The sequence below is a fragment of the Bartonella taylorii genome (assembly GCF_023920105.1).
GTDB classification, from domain to species: Bacteria; Pseudomonadota; Alphaproteobacteria; order Rhizobiales; family Rhizobiaceae; genus Bartonella; species Bartonella taylorii.
The window spans coordinates 91,738-105,000 of record NZ_CP083693.1; the positions used below are offsets into that span (position 1 = coordinate 91,738).

Consider the following 13,263-nt stretch of genomic DNA (forward strand, 5'->3'; position numbering starts at 1 on the left):
TTTTCAAACATTGAGCGCTTCAGTTGGATGAAATCTTTCAGAAGATTTTCAACAATCTGTTGATTATGTGCCAGAACGCGCTGGTGTTGCGCATTAACATTCATCTGCTTGTCTTTATTCTACAACACATATGAGGTCATACAATGGCACTTTTCCCCTTTTCTATCGCTGACATTGATGATCCTGAACATATTCGTGTGGTTCTTTATGCTAGTGGAAGAATGGGACATGCTCCTTTGAATGCTCTGTTGAAGCAAACACGTCAAGATCTCCAATGTTTTGATAAAATACAGACTCAAAATATTCTCCAACTTACACAGCGTTTGGATATTTTAGAACAACAATTGAAAACGATTATCAAAGATCTTGAAGATGTGAAACACAAACAAGACGCTGAAGAAGCGGATAAAAGTAAAACGATGGGTGATTAACCATCTCGATTTGTGTTTCTATGGTATGAAGCTCTGTAAAGAGTTACAGCTATATCTTGCTATTTAATCAAAAACAAAAAAGTAGGAAGTTAGCGCATTTCTGTCTTGTTTGATTGGTTGTGATACGCATAGTGCTTAGGGTAGAGAAAATTTTTCGGTATTATGAAGTGTGATAGGGGTGTTATAAAGCATGGGTGTGGCATCATCAAAAATGGAAGCGTTGATTTAACAGTATTTGTTTACCTCGATTAGAAAATCCACCATAGTTCTTGTTCTAGGATTTTACATCAATAAACTCTTATGATAATCCCTTTATATTCTTTTTCATAAAGTGGATGCAAAAACTTATCTCACAAGAATTGTACCCAACAAAGAGAATAAAATATTCATCATATAGAAAAAATGAGTGTTTTCATACAAGAAGATTGGTAACCTGCGGACTGCAATATGTATTTTGTATATTCATGCTTCTCTCATTTTTTACTGTGAAAAAGCTTATCTTGGGATATTAAAGGATACTGTCTTTATGGAAAAAAGAATCCGCGCGAGGCAAAACGCTTATTTTAAAAGATTATATCGCAAGATCGCTTTTATTTGTATATTGCTCTTTTGTGGGTTGGTTTTTTGTTTTGGTGTTGTCAAAATTTTCAGTTCTTTTTTTTCTCACAAACCAATAATACAACCAGTTCCTGTAGAATTGACTATTCCAGTCTTTGATATGCGCGTCTATTGCAAGGAAATTGCTGCTTCAGTTATGCCCGATATGAAAAAGGAAGTTTATCAGCGCTGTATTAATGTGGAAAGTGAAGCTTATTTTGCCATTCGTGAAATGTGGGACACGGTTTCCGAGACTACAAAGAAAAAATGTATGAAAATAGTGCGACCGGGGGATGGAAATTATTTTCTCTTACGGGATTGTTTTATGAGTGAAAAAGAGAAAGAAAAAGAGGGGAAAAAAGGCAATATGCGCAATCACTTTTAAATTTTTACACAGAAATTTAAAGATACGCGAAGTTTTATCAAAAGGATATAAATGTGGAGCTTTCAAAGAGTATCTCATTTTATGAAGGTTGTGCCTTTTTAAAATGACAAGTTTGAAATTATAGTGGGGGTGCTTCGCGCAAAGTTTTTTCCTATCTATCAGTTTAAAAGGTATTACAAAGCATCGCAAAGATGAGAAAGTAAACATGGGATCTTGTTTGCGTATAGTGCTTTTTGAGAAGTGAAAAGAAGGAGGCAAAACATATTTTTGATTTTCGTTTAGTAAGTTATGAAGAGCGTTCATTTTCTTATATTGAAACTTGTGTATTCTTAATCTGAAAATTGCTTCAATATAAACTATAAAAATGCTGTATTATTCTTAATAAAAAAGGTCGTCCTAAAACTTATTGTAGTGTGCATGAGGTGGCAAGAGTTTTTTTGTATTTGCTAAATCTCTTTGTGGTAAAATCCATATTTTAAACCTTTTGTCATTGCTTTTTGGCTCCTTTCTTTTCAGTTGTCCGTGGGGTTCATAGAGGTTTTTCTAGCGTTAAGTTTGTGTTGGTTTGAAGCTCTGGTTATTTGCTGTATTCTGCTAAAAAGGGATTAAAACTCTTATACTTAAAATGAGAAGAGGCTTTGTGCAGAAAATCAGCTGTGGGGGTAGCGATGTCATCGGCAAAAACATCCAGCGTAGGGTTTTGGTAGTGATTGAGCTGTTTGCAATAAAACCCACATGTTTCACAAGTTTCAAAAAATATGCCATCGGGGAAAATGCCATTGGGAGTATTTTCAATTGTGTGGGTGGTAATCTTCTGCGTTGTTTCACAAAAAGTACATTGGGTGTATGGGGTATGCCATAGAGTGCCGCAATAAAGGCAAGAACAAACTTTTATGGTTCCATGTGGTTTTTGCTCTATAATGAGGTTGGCGGTATGGGTTCCGCTACAGGCGGGACAGAGGTTTTTTTGTTGTGAGGTTAAGCTTTGCGCATCAAGCTTTGAAGCGGCAAGAGAATACAGGATTTGCAATGCGCCGATGATGAAAAGATATTCTGCTAATTGTTGTTGGGGAAGTCTGTGGTTTAAGAGATTGTTTCCCCATAGGCGCCATTGGTCTTTCTGCTGTTGTGTATGTTTTAAAGCTTCTTGCCTTTTTGCTGAGAATCCTTGACTAGTGAGTGTTGGAGTTGACAGTCGTTTCAAAAAATCTTCAACAATGCTTTCATAAAAGCCCAAAGTAAGAAGTTTTGAGCGATCAAGAGGAAGGTCTGAAGTGGCACCAAAGTGACTAAGAGGAGAAGCAAAATCTTTAAACTTTTCGGTCGATTGTTGTTGGGCATCACAAAAATGAGCAGAAAAAAGCAGAGATTCTTTATTGGGATGGGATGTAGCTAAATGCGCAAAACGTTGTGCTCGTTTTACAAATAAAGTTTCTTTATGAGGTAGTATGACAAAAATTGGAGAGCTCATTATGCTATTCTTGTTCATGGACTTTGGCTTTTTTTGAAACGACCCTGATTTTTGGGAAGGCGTGGCATGCTGGTTGTTTCTTTCTCTTAAGCCTATGATTTTGGGATGCTTTTATACTTAGATTTTAGTTGAATTTGTTATAAAAGTAATCCGATTTACTTATAAATTTTATGGAACTAAACTTAAAATTTGTAATGTAATTGTCCTTCTTTGGCAAGAAATCTGTTCTGTTGATGATTATAGGACTTGAATAATGCTTCATGTTAATCTATTTATATCAGCTAAGAGGCTTTGTGAAGCGGGAGTGGGTTGTCCACTTACAAAGTGGTTGCTTTAGTGCATAAGAAGGGTTATGCTCACGAGATGAGTTCTTTTAATAACTCGGGGTGGTGTAAGTGCTTAAGCGTTAAGTACGTGTGGGGCAGAGAATATCGGAATTTTTAGAATCAGTGGTTTTAGAGCAAAAAAGAGGGCTTCTATTATTGTCTGGCAGAAGTTATTTTTTTGCTAGAAGTATTCTGCTTGTGTTCTTGTTTTCTGTTTTTCCACAAGATAGTTATTTTTTTAGTAAAATATGGTCTATTTGAAAAAAAACACTTGGCATTTTATGTGAACATCACTAGGTTTCTGCTTGTTAACAGAGAAATAGGGAATTTTTGGCTTGCAGTTTCCCTGCTGTTTTGTGATTTTCAAAAAATATATGCTTTTATCAAATATCAGTAGGTATCAAAATTTCAGTAGGTATCATTTGAGTGAAATAAAAAGCCAATAGCCTGATAACCGTTTTAAAAAATGATCAGCGTTATCAAAAAATAATGCAATGAAGAAGAGTCAATTAAGACACATAAACTCCAAAAAGGGATAAAGATGAGGCCACAACAAAATAGACGGGTACGCGGTCGCAATAATAATGGTAATAACAACAATAATAATAATCGTCGCGGTCCTAATCCGTTGTCTCGGAATTATGAAAGTAGCGGTCCAGATGTTAAGATTCGTGGAAATGCTCAGCAAATTGCTGACAAATACATAAGTCTTGCACGTGATGCACAGGGGGCTGGCGATCGTGTTATGTCAGAGAATTATCTCCAACATGCCGAACACTACTTGCGTATTATTCTGGCAGCGGTTGGACAAACGCCCCAACCTGCTCGACGCGATGAGAGCCGCGATGAAAACAGTGAGCAAGAGTACGGTGAAATAAACGCTGAAGGTGAAAAAAAAGACATTGTCACTGATGACACGAATGTACTGCAAACTCAGTCGCAAAAAAATGGTCATAGTCAACATGCAAAAGCACAAAATGGGCATGCGCGCGAAGATGCATTAGAAGCTGATGCTCTTTCGTATGAGAAAAGTGACCAAGAGCAATGTTCTGCTGAAGAAAATGTTGAACCTGTTAAAAAAACACGTCGGCCTTCACGGCGGCGCATTGTGCGTGCTCAAGAAGAGGCATCTCTTGAATTTTCACGAGCCATGTCAGATTCTTCTCAGAATGGAGATGCGGTGGCAGAACAAGTTCCCTCTTTGCCTTTGTTAGGTGAGGAAATACAGAGAAAACCGCGTCGACGTCGAGTGGTGGCCTCTGAAGAAAATGTTTAATACCAGAAAATGATTTAAGTGCTTTTGGAAGGTATTTTCCGTTTAACGGCGGCACATTGTGCGTGCTTCAGAAGAAGTATCCCTTGAATTTTCACGAGCCATGTCAGATTCTTCTCAGAATGGAGATGCGATGACAGAACAAGTCCCCTCTTTGCCTTTCGTTGTGTGAGGAAATACAGAGAAAACCGCGTCGACGTCGAGTGGTGGCCTGTGAAGAAAATGTTTAATACCAGAAAATGATTTAAGTGCTTTTGGAAGGTATTTTCCGTTTAACGGCGGCACATTGTGCGTGCTTCAGAAGAAGTATCCCTTGAATTTTCACGAGCCATGTCAGATTCTTCTCAGAATGGAGATGCGATGACAGAACAAGTCCCCTCTTTGCCTTTCGTTGTGTGAGGAAATACAGAGAAAACCGCGTCGACGTCGAGTGGTGGCCTGTGAAGAAAATGTTTAATACCAGAAAATGATTTAAGTGCTTTTGGAAGGTATTGCCTATTTAACGGGGCTGGGGTGCAGGTGTTTCTTCTGTTGTTTCAAGAGAAAGAACAGCGATGAGTGCTCCGGTGTGATAATTGTAAACCATAAATTTTGTTTTCCCTTCTGGCGTTAAGATCTTTAACATAATCTTGTCTTCGGCAAGGCTTTGTGACAAAATTTCTGTGTTTTTGGGTAAGAAAAGTGTGTGGTGCGCAATTTCTGATTTCTTATTATAAGAAGAAAAAGAATTTGTTTGTTTTGAGGCTGATCCCATTTTTACTGTTTTGTATATAACCGCAAAGAGAACAGCAAGAATAAGAATAAGCGTGATTGAAATGGAAACAATCATAAAACGCATAAGTTTTTTTCTCACGCGTTCTACTGCAGGATCTAGGGGGTGATCTTGAGGTGATGCGTATTGCTCTGTGTGATGGTCTTGTAAAGTTTGAATCTGCTTATTATCCATCATGCTGACCTCTTGCATTGATTGTTTTCTTAGAGTCTGATGGGTTTATGCTTTTAAGGTTTTTTGTGCAAGAGGTCTATAGGGGTAATCCTAGAAGTCGGGATGATAGGGGGAGAGCTTTTGTTTCGTGAATTTCTGATCTCTTATCATTCATGATTTGGCTTGTAAGCAGGAAATTTCCTTGGTTTGTGACGGACCAGATCAGCTTTACTTCTTGTTGATGCAAATTTGCGTGTATAGTTGTGCATTGGGCAAAAATCTGTTGCCCATAAGAGGAAAGCTTTTTGGTGGATGGTATCATGGCTTGTTCACATGCCTGAGCTGTTGGGTAAGTTTTAACCATTGTATTGTTAGAATAGCAGCTGTTAAAATCATCTGTGCATGAAACTAATAAGAGGATAAAAACAAGGGTATTCATAAAATACTTTCAAAATGAAGGTTGACAGCATGAAATCCAATTTGCCAGCCTTAGGGCTTTTTCTTTACAAATAAACGTTTTTAAAGGTTCTAGGTTCCAGCGGATTAGGTTCCAGCGGATTAGGTTCCAGCGGATTAGGTTCCAGCGGATTAGGTTCCAGCGGATTAGGTTCCAGCGGATTAGGTTCCAGCGGATTAGGTTCCAGCGGATTAGGTTCCAGCGGATTAGGTTCCAGCGGATTAGGTTCCAGCGGATTAGGTTCCAGCGGATTAGGTTCCAGCGGATTAGGTTCCAGCGGATTAGGTTCCAGCGGATTAGGTTCCAGCGGATTAGGTTCCAGCGGATTAGGTTCCAGCGGATTAGGTTCCAGCGGATTAGGTTCCAGAGCGGTTGGTTTTACGGAAAAATATTTGTGTGTTGGGCAAGAGGTGCTAGGCAAGGGATGTTATGAGAAAAATCCTTGGAGGTTTGTGTTTTGCTTTTTCATTTTGCGGTATTTTAGCCGCTTTTTTAAAAAAGGGTATCAAAATAGGTATCAGGAACACACAGGCAATACACAATTCCTTTTTCTGTCAGTTTTAAAGAAGCCGAACCATTTACAGAAATGGGAACAATCTTTTCTAGGACGGCACTCCCAAAACAGGCTTTGTTCTCATTAGAAAGAAGAGTTTCTGCTGCAAAATTTTCATTCCAAGTAATGAGCAGTTGCGTTTTTCCATTCATTTTTGTTTGAATTTCACAGCGTACACGGATATTCCCCTTTTCTTGTGATAAGGCACCAAAAGAGAGAGAATTGACAATGAGTTCATGAAAAGCCAAGCCAATATGCAAGGCTGCATTCGGAAAAAGATAAGGATCTACGCCTTCAAGTGAAAAACGTTCTGTGTCTTTCATTAAATAGCCCAAAGTTTGCGATTGAACCAATTCGCGAAATTGCGCACCACGCCAATCGGAATCGGTGATGAGGTCTTGAGAATGGGAAAGAGAATGGAGTCGCCCCTGAAATTTACGTAAGAAAATCTGAAGGGATTCAGTGTAGCGGGCGGTTTGGCTGGCAATACTTTGAATGATGGCGAGAAGATTTTTAGAGCGGTGGCTGACTTCTCGAAGGAGTATTTTCAGCACTTGCTCACGTCGGCGTAATCCTGAAATATCAACACCGGTGGTGATAATACCGATAATATCTCCGTTATCATTACGGTGGCAATCAATAGAAAATTTATACCAAATCGCTTGTTTGCTCATATCTTCAAACCGTGCTTCAATGGTTTGCATTTTGCCGGTGGCTAGAACCTGCAATTTGATTGTTTCGATATTATCTGCAAGATCAAGTGAAAAAAAGTCACTGTCACGGCACCCCACTCGCCATTTATTATGCAAATGCTGGGGCAAGTTTTCAGCCCATAAATAGACTAGGTTTGTTGTCTGGTATAAAACACAAATATCAGCACCACGGATCGCTTGCATGAGGGCGCTTAGATGCGATTTATCCATGGAGGGCTTTGGGAGAGGCGTAACAATCATGATTTTGATGTTAATCTGTTTTAGGCCGCTTTCGAAGCATTCTCTTGAAAAAATAAAGCTTGGGAAATAAGTGCTTTCACCATATCAGGATTAAAGGGTTTCGTGACTAAAAAAGTAGGTTCTGGACGCTCTCCGGTCAGTAATCTTTCAGGAAAAGCGGTGATAAAGATTACCGGTATATGGTCGTTTTGTAAAATGTCATTTACCGCATCAATGCCCGAGCTGTTATCGGCCAATTGAATATCAGCCAAAATTAACCGTGGTTTTTCCTTATGATACATGATGACAGCTTCATCACGGGTTCGTGCTATCCCTACCACCTGATGTCCCAAGCTTTCTACCATTTGCTCAATATCCAGCGCAATAAGGGGTTCATCTTCAATAATCATCACTTCAGTGGCAATTTGTTGAGAAATATCCGTCGATGCTTGGTTGAGAAGCTTGCGGAACTCTTTTGTATCAAGATTCATAATTTCGCGGGCTTCTTGTTCATTAAATCCTTCAACGGCAATCAATAAAAATGCTTGTCGTGCACGCGGTGTCAAATACGATAATTTGGCACTGGTTTTTTGTTCAAGACCAAATTGTGGCATTGGTTCAGGGATGTTTGGTGTGGTTTGGTCAAAAAGGTGGCAAAAAAGCCAATAGGTACCAATGCGGTCACTGGATGCTTGGGGAAAAATGGAAATATCAGCAATAAGTGCTTCCAACATCGCTGAGACATAAGCATCACCAGAGGATTGGCTGCCTGTGACAGAGCGGGCAAAACGCCGAAGATAGGGAAGATGCGGTGCTATGCGCGTTGATAATGACATGATCTATAACTCCTTTGACCTTTGCAGCACTTTGTTGGTTGAAATCTTTAGGAGATGAAAAAGTTCCTTTTCTTGTATGGAACTTTTTACATACAACCATATTTACAACCATGAGGCGAAAAATTCTTCTCGGTGCTACTGATATTATATGGATTAGGGGGAAAAAAAATGAACGACCGTGATGAAAAAAATCTCACCAATCATTTCGCGTGTGGAGATGATCTCCTTGGGGCCAATAGCGAAATAGCACGAAAATTACGCCAGTTTTACATGGAAATTCAGGAAGAAGCACTTCCGCTGCGTTTGCTGGAGCTTTTGGAGAGGTTGGAGCAAGCAGAGCAATTTGGTTTAAACAATGTGGAAAAGGTTTGAATCCTTTATGACAAAGGGCGTAAAAAACTTTAAACAGGAACTCCTACTGGTTCTACCGGCTCTTAGGGCTTTTGCTGTTTCTTTAAGTGGCAAGCATGATAAAGCTGAGGATTTGGTCCAAGATACTGTTATGAAAGCGTGGGCTAAGCAGGACAGTTTTGAAATGGGAACTAATCTCAAAGCTTGGCTTTTTACGATTTTGCGCAATGAGTTTTACAGCCAAATGCGTAAAAGAGGAAGAGAAGTTCAAGATACTGATGGTGTGTTTACCAAAAATGTGGCTGTTCATCCCGCGCAATATGGATCGCTTGATTTGCAAGATTTCAAAAAAGCCTTAAATATGCTTTCTGCTGATCAAAGAGAAGCCATTATTCTCATTGGGGCATCCGGTTTTTCTTATGAAGATGCTGCTGCTATTTGTGAGTGTGCTGTTGGTACAATTAAAAGCCGTGTTAGCAGGGCGCGTAATCGCTTACAGGAACTTCTCAAGGTAAATGGTGAATCTGATTATGGCCCCGATTCTTATTCCGCTGGAAGTACATTGTGTTCATTTAACGGCTAAAAAAGCATAATAATTATAGTTGATAGCCTTGTTTTTTTTATTCCCGTTATAGCTATTAAAGTAAAGTCAGTATCTGAGGAAATTCAGAGTGTTTGGCGTGTAACCTTAAGGAAAATAAGGGAAGCTTGTGTGAAAATATCTCTCGGGCTTTATATCTTAAGATCCATAAGGCAGCCTTCCTTTGTACTGAAAAATGACAAATTTCAGGTTCGCCGATGGAAATTCTATGACAACGAAGACGAATTTGCTTCCTCAAATACCTTCTTCTGATTCAGCTATATCAAGCTGGCGTTGGGTGGCCATTGTTGTTTCTCTTGTTATGGCTCTTTTGGCATCGGCCTTTATTATACTGCTCTCGAATGCTGTTGATCGAGAAGTTGCACAGTTGAATACAAGTTCAGAATTGCGTGAACAGGCTGATTTGGTGCTCATTAGTTTAATTGATATGGCTGTCGCTGACCGTAGTTATGCAAAAACTCGAAAGGCAGAAGATAAAGCACGCTTTGAACATGCAGCGCGTGAGCTTGATGATATTCTCGATTATACGGAGCTTATTATTTATGCCCATCCGCAATGGTATGGATGGTTTACGGCTTTTAAAAAAGAGGTTGAAGCGCGTAAGGTTTTTATGACTGCCCATATGCATACTCTTGACACACTTCCTGATCAATTCTCTCAACCTTCGGATTCGGCTGAAGTCCAGAAAATTCAAGTGGCGCGTTTAGCTCAATTAATGACAAGTTTTATTAATGGTGACGATGTGGTGCGGCAAAAACAGCGCGAGGACATAGCGCTTATGCGTGCTGCTTTAACATTGGCGGCAATTGTTTCTGTCGTGAGTACTTTTATTTCTGCCTATTTTGTTATTAATCGTTTTCATCGTGATATACGCTCCTTAAAAATGTATCAATTGCTGCTTCATAGTGAAAATGCTGCCCTTGAAGCGCGTGTGAAAGAACGCACACAAGAATTGGAAAGAGCACGCAACCACGCCGAGAAAGAGCGTCAACGCGTTGAAATGTTATTGCAGGATGCAAGCCATCGCATTGGAAATTCTCTAGGTACGGTGTCTTCTTTGCTTGGGCTACAATTAAATCGAAGCAAAAATGATGAAGTGCGTTCTGTTCTTGGTGCTGCACGCGACCGAATCCAGACAATCTCTACGGCGCATCGGCGTTTGCGCCTGTGTGATGATATGGAAACAACTTTGTTGGCAGAGTTTCTCAGTTCTGTCGTACATGATGTCGAATTGGCTGTACCTTTTGAATTGCGCGAAAATATTACTATTCACACGAACTTTAAAGATTGTCGCTTGTCTTCAAGAGATGCTACAACACTTGGAATTATTCTTGGTGAATTGCTGACAAATTCTTTAAAACATGCTTTTCCTGATCAACGTACTGGTCATATTTATATTTCATTTGGTCCACAACAAGATGGACAATTGATGCTCATTGTGGAAGATGATGGTGTGGGCATGAAGAGCCAAACTCCAGAGCAAAAAGCAGGTCTTGGTCGTTTGGTTGTTGAACAGCTTTGTATGCAGTTTGGTGAAAAACCACTTTTTGAAACTTCTGCTTTGGGTGGAACAAAAGTGACAATTCCTTTGCCAAAATTGCAAACAAATAGTTCAAAGGAAGTATCATTTACTTCTTAAAAGGGGATTTTAACACCCCTTTTACTGCTCCACGAACAAAAGTTGTATAGTTAAAAATTGCTAAAGTAACAATCGTTGTTGTTGTATATTTATATTTCATGAATTTAATTTTCCAATTATGACATTAAAAAATGCTGCTTTTGAAGTGAGTGTGAAAGAGAGAATGAAAAGAGAATTGGAAAGAGCGCGCAATCACGTCAAGAAAAAACGTTAATGTGTTGAAATGCTGTTGGAGAATGCTCGCCATCGCATTGGTAACTCTCTTGGTCGTGTATCTTCTTTGCTCGAGCTATAATTCAATCGGAACAAAAATGAAGAAGTGCGTTCCTGTTTCAGTGAATCACTAAAATGTGAGAGGGCTTTCATCTGATCTAAGTGTTGCCACGATGCCGCGAAAATTTGTGATTTCCTGCATCACAGAGCAAGATTTTAAATATGCTTATTATCGGAAAACGTTTTTTAGAGGCGATAACTTTTGGGATCTTACCACTGGTGAGATCTCATTCACTATAGTCTATATGTGCATTAAGCCAGCTTTCAGTTTCTTTTATTTTATACGAGCGTTGCTTGCGTGAGCAAACGTTGATGGAGAAAATATAGCAAACAGGCAGATAAGGCTAGAAAAACGCTTCATTCTTATATTCCTTCTTGTATTTTATGTGAAGTTGAAAGACGCACACACTTAAAGAAACACATGGAGTTTTTTATCAATCGTTTTGCGGACTTTTCATCTTTCTCATGTCAGGAAATCACTTCAAGAGAGAATTCGATGGTATAATTTTATCATTTTTGAGAATTTAGACTCTTTTGGATGGTTTTGAAATTGTAAAAGAATTTCTGTTGGATAAAGATGAATACGGAAAGTTCTATACTTTTTTCTCGTTTTATAAGTTTTTTACAGGTATTTCTGTTCGCAAAAATGCGAAGAGGGGGGCATATATTTTGATTCTTGATGCACTTTGAAGGAGTTTTAGTGTGTTCTTAAGAAGCATTCTCTGAGGATGTTGCGGGGCTATTTAACAAAGAATCAATATTGTTTTTTTCGTGCATGAATGCTTGGAGGTCTTGATTGGTTAAAGCCTTACTGTCAGGTATACGGATACGCATAGGATCAACTTTTACACCATTGACAATGATTTCAAAATGACAATGCGGACCGGTTGCCATTCCTGTTGTTCCAACATAGCCAATAACTTGTCCTTGACGTACTTTAGCACCTAGTTTGATGTCTGGTGCATAGCGGCTCTGGTGTGAATAACTGCTGATATATCCATTGCTGTGTTGAATTTCTGTATGGTTTCCATAGCCGCCTGTTACGCCAATTCTTGTGACAATACCATCTCCTACAGCAATAATAGGCGAGCCTTTTGGTGCAACCCAATCAACGCCCGTATGCATGCGAACATAGCCTAAAATAGGATGTCTGCGTGGTCCAAAGGGGGAACCAAAAATGCCATTTGGAGTGGGTTTGCGGAGCAAGAAAGGTTTAGAGCTTTTTCCTTCTGAATCATAATAATCGACGCTTCCGTCTTTTGATTGATAACGGTAATATTTATACGTTGTATTACCGAAGGTAGCGCTGATATAACGAATTTCTGGATCTACATTGGTGGGTAGACTTTTTGTTTTCTTGTTCTTTTTGCCGTTTTGGGTTTCTTTATCGTTTTGCTGTGGCACGGCATAAAATATTTCAAGCTGATCTGTTGGTGTTATTCGGCTTTTCATATCAATGTTGGTGGCTAGCAAACGAATGAGACGTTGAGAGAGAGATTGTGACATATTATGGCTGAGCAGAGAATTATAGAGCGCGTCATAAGCTGTGGGTAATTGTGCTGTATTGATATAAGAATGCGGAATACCATTCTGAAAAGCCGTTTTAAGCACATGGGACATTTGAGGTTCTGTACTTTCAACAAATTGGCCTTTGTCATTCAGAGCAATGGTGAGAACATGATACATCCCTTGATAAATGCTTGCCCGCACTAGATGATCTTCTTCTCCAGCTTGTGTAATGATACCAATGCGTAAAAGGCTTCCCTCTTTAAGTGTGTCCGAATGGTTAAACTTCACTAAATTGCTTACAACCTGTTCAATTTGCTCCTTTGTGTAGTTTGTCTCTTTGAAAACGTCGGCTATCTTTTGTTTTTTATGAATGGGAATAATATCTTCAGCATAGTTTTTCGTGAGATCAATGCGATGATTTTGAGGGGAAACGGTTACATTTTCTTGAACGATACGGACTTCAGGGGTATCTGTAAATTGCGAGGATGAGGACAAGTCTTCTAATTTTAAAGGGTCAATAAGAGTGAGGATTGAAAGGAGTTCGTTGGTTTTTTCCAAAGAAAATCCAGCTTTTTTTAATTCTTGTTGCACTTCACCATCTGTTAGGGTATCTGCGCCATCAAAGTCTTCTTGATCAATGATAAAATTACGGTTTCGTAAGATTATTTTTGTTTCTACCTTCGCTCCATAAATATGTCCGGAAT

12 protein-coding genes and 1 pseudogene (1 of these 13 only partly in view) are annotated in these 13,263 nt (G+C 39.2%); 6 read left to right on the plus strand and 7 right to left on the minus strand.

From position 1 onward, the window contains the following. Positions 1-143 precede the first annotated feature (143 nt). On the plus strand, positions 144-431 hold the full coding sequence (locus tag LBE40_RS00425; RefSeq protein WP_004857531.1) for a hypothetical protein: 288 nt from the start codon (positions 144-146) through the stop codon (positions 429-431). 526 nt (positions 432-957) lie between these two features. After that, on the plus strand, positions 958-1,413 hold the full coding sequence (locus LBE40_RS00430) for a hypothetical protein (protein ID WP_004857529.1): 456 nt from the start codon (positions 958-960) through the stop codon (positions 1,411-1,413). Positions 1,414-1,990: 577 nt separating this feature from the next. On the opposite strand, the gene fdhE is transcribed toward LBE40_RS00430, so the two are convergent. Beyond that, positions 1,991-2,884 carry a formate dehydrogenase accessory protein FdhE gene (gene fdhE / locus LBE40_RS00435; RefSeq protein ID WP_004857524.1) on the minus strand — a complete coding sequence of 298 codons (894 nt, stop codon included), beginning with the start codon at positions 2,882-2,884 and terminating at the stop codon, positions 1,991-1,993. Between the two features lie 867 nt (positions 2,885-3,751). On the opposite strand from fdhE, the gene LBE40_RS00440 reads away from it, so the two are divergent. Then, positions 3,752-4,486 (plus strand): DUF4167 domain-containing protein, encoded by a 735-nt coding sequence (locus LBE40_RS00440; protein WP_252615205.1) that lies wholly within the window; start codon positions 3,752-3,754, stop codon positions 4,484-4,486. 496 nt (positions 4,487-4,982) lie between these two features. On the opposite strand, the gene LBE40_RS00445 is transcribed toward LBE40_RS00440, so the two are convergent. The 5 genes and pseudogenes from LBE40_RS00445 to LBE40_RS00465 all read right to left on the minus strand — a co-directional run bounded on the left by LBE40_RS00445 (position 4,983) and on the right by LBE40_RS00465 (position 8,186). Then, positions 4,983-5,432, minus strand: a complete 450-nt coding sequence (locus tag LBE40_RS00445; RefSeq protein ID WP_004857520.1) for a hypothetical protein — start codon at positions 5,430-5,432, stop codon at positions 4,983-4,985. Between the two features lie 50 nt (positions 5,433-5,482). Continuing rightward, positions 5,483-5,847, minus strand: a pseudogene (locus LBE40_RS00450) (hypothetical protein). A 64-nt stretch (positions 5,848-5,911) separates the two neighbouring features. Beyond that, complete coding sequence (locus LBE40_RS00455) at positions 5,912-6,286, minus strand: hypothetical protein (RefSeq protein ID WP_252615206.1); 375 nt, start codon at positions 6,284-6,286, stop codon at positions 5,912-5,914. Positions 6,287-6,357: 71 nt separating this feature from the next. After that, entirely contained in the window at positions 6,358-7,371 is a 1,014-nt protein-coding gene (locus LBE40_RS00460; protein ID WP_004857516.1) for a PAS domain-containing sensor histidine kinase, read from the minus strand. Positions 7,372-7,391: 20 nt separating this feature from the next. Next, positions 7,392-8,186 carry a response regulator gene (locus LBE40_RS00465; RefSeq protein ID WP_004857514.1) on the minus strand — a complete coding sequence of 265 codons (795 nt, stop codon included), beginning with the start codon at positions 8,184-8,186 and terminating at the stop codon, positions 7,392-7,394. A gap of 168 nt (positions 8,187-8,354) precedes the next feature. Between LBE40_RS00465 and LBE40_RS00470 the strand changes: the two genes are divergently transcribed. From LBE40_RS00470 to LBE40_RS00480, 3 genes are all read left to right on the plus strand, one after another. Next, positions 8,355-8,558 carry a NepR family anti-sigma factor gene (locus LBE40_RS00470; protein ID WP_004857512.1) on the plus strand — a complete coding sequence of 68 codons (204 nt, stop codon included), beginning with the start codon at positions 8,355-8,357 and terminating at the stop codon, positions 8,556-8,558. Between the two features lie 7 nt (positions 8,559-8,565). Further along, positions 8,566-9,120: an RNA polymerase sigma factor gene (locus LBE40_RS00475; protein WP_004857510.1), complete on the plus strand. Its 555-nt coding sequence runs from the start codon at positions 8,566-8,568 to the stop codon at positions 9,118-9,120. A 226-nt stretch (positions 9,121-9,346) separates the two neighbouring features. Then, positions 9,347-10,777, plus strand: a complete 1,431-nt coding sequence (locus LBE40_RS00480; protein ID WP_004857508.1) for a sensor histidine kinase — start codon at positions 9,347-9,349, stop codon at positions 10,775-10,777. 981 nt (positions 10,778-11,758) lie between these two features. On the opposite strand, the gene LBE40_RS00485 is transcribed toward LBE40_RS00480, so the two are convergent. Further along, positions 11,759-13,263 carry the 3' portion of a M23 family metallopeptidase gene (locus tag LBE40_RS00485; protein WP_004857501.1) on the minus strand. The gene runs 487 nt beyond the window's last position, so only the last 1,505 of its 1,992 coding nucleotides appear in the window; the start codon falls outside the window, past its right edge — the gene reads right to left on this strand; it ends in the stop codon at positions 11,759-11,761.

Bases quoted from the DNA above. Each gene is read 5' to 3' on its own strand.
- LBE40_RS00425 (WP_004857531.1), top strand. From the start codon at position 144: ATGGCACTTTTCCCCTTTTCTATCGCTGACATTGATGATCCTGAACAT.
- LBE40_RS00430 (WP_004857529.1), top strand. From the start codon at position 958: ATGGAAAAAAGAATCCGCGCGAGGCAAAACGCTTATTTTAAAAGATTA.
- fdhE (WP_004857524.1), bottom strand. From the start codon at position 2,884: ATGAGCTCTCCAATTTTTGTCATACTACCTCATAAAGAAACTTTATTT.
- LBE40_RS00440 (WP_252615205.1), top strand. From the start codon at position 3,752: ATGAGGCCACAACAAAATAGACGGGTACGCGGTCGCAATAATAATGGT.
- LBE40_RS00445 (WP_004857520.1), bottom strand. From the start codon at position 5,432: ATGATGGATAATAAGCAGATTCAAACTTTACAAGACCATCACACAGAG.
- LBE40_RS00460 (WP_004857516.1), bottom strand. From the start codon at position 7,371: ATGATTGTTACGCCTCTCCCAAAGCCCTCCATGGATAAATCGCATCTA.
- LBE40_RS00465 (WP_004857514.1), bottom strand. From the start codon at position 8,186: ATGTCATTATCAACGCGCATAGCACCGCATCTTCCCTATCTTCGGCGT.
- LBE40_RS00470 (WP_004857512.1), top strand. From the start codon at position 8,355: ATGAACGACCGTGATGAAAAAAATCTCACCAATCATTTCGCGTGTGGA.
- LBE40_RS00475 (WP_004857510.1), top strand. From the start codon at position 8,566: ATGACAAAGGGCGTAAAAAACTTTAAACAGGAACTCCTACTGGTTCTA.
- LBE40_RS00480 (WP_004857508.1), top strand. From the start codon at position 9,347: ATGACAACGAAGACGAATTTGCTTCCTCAAATACCTTCTTCTGATTCA.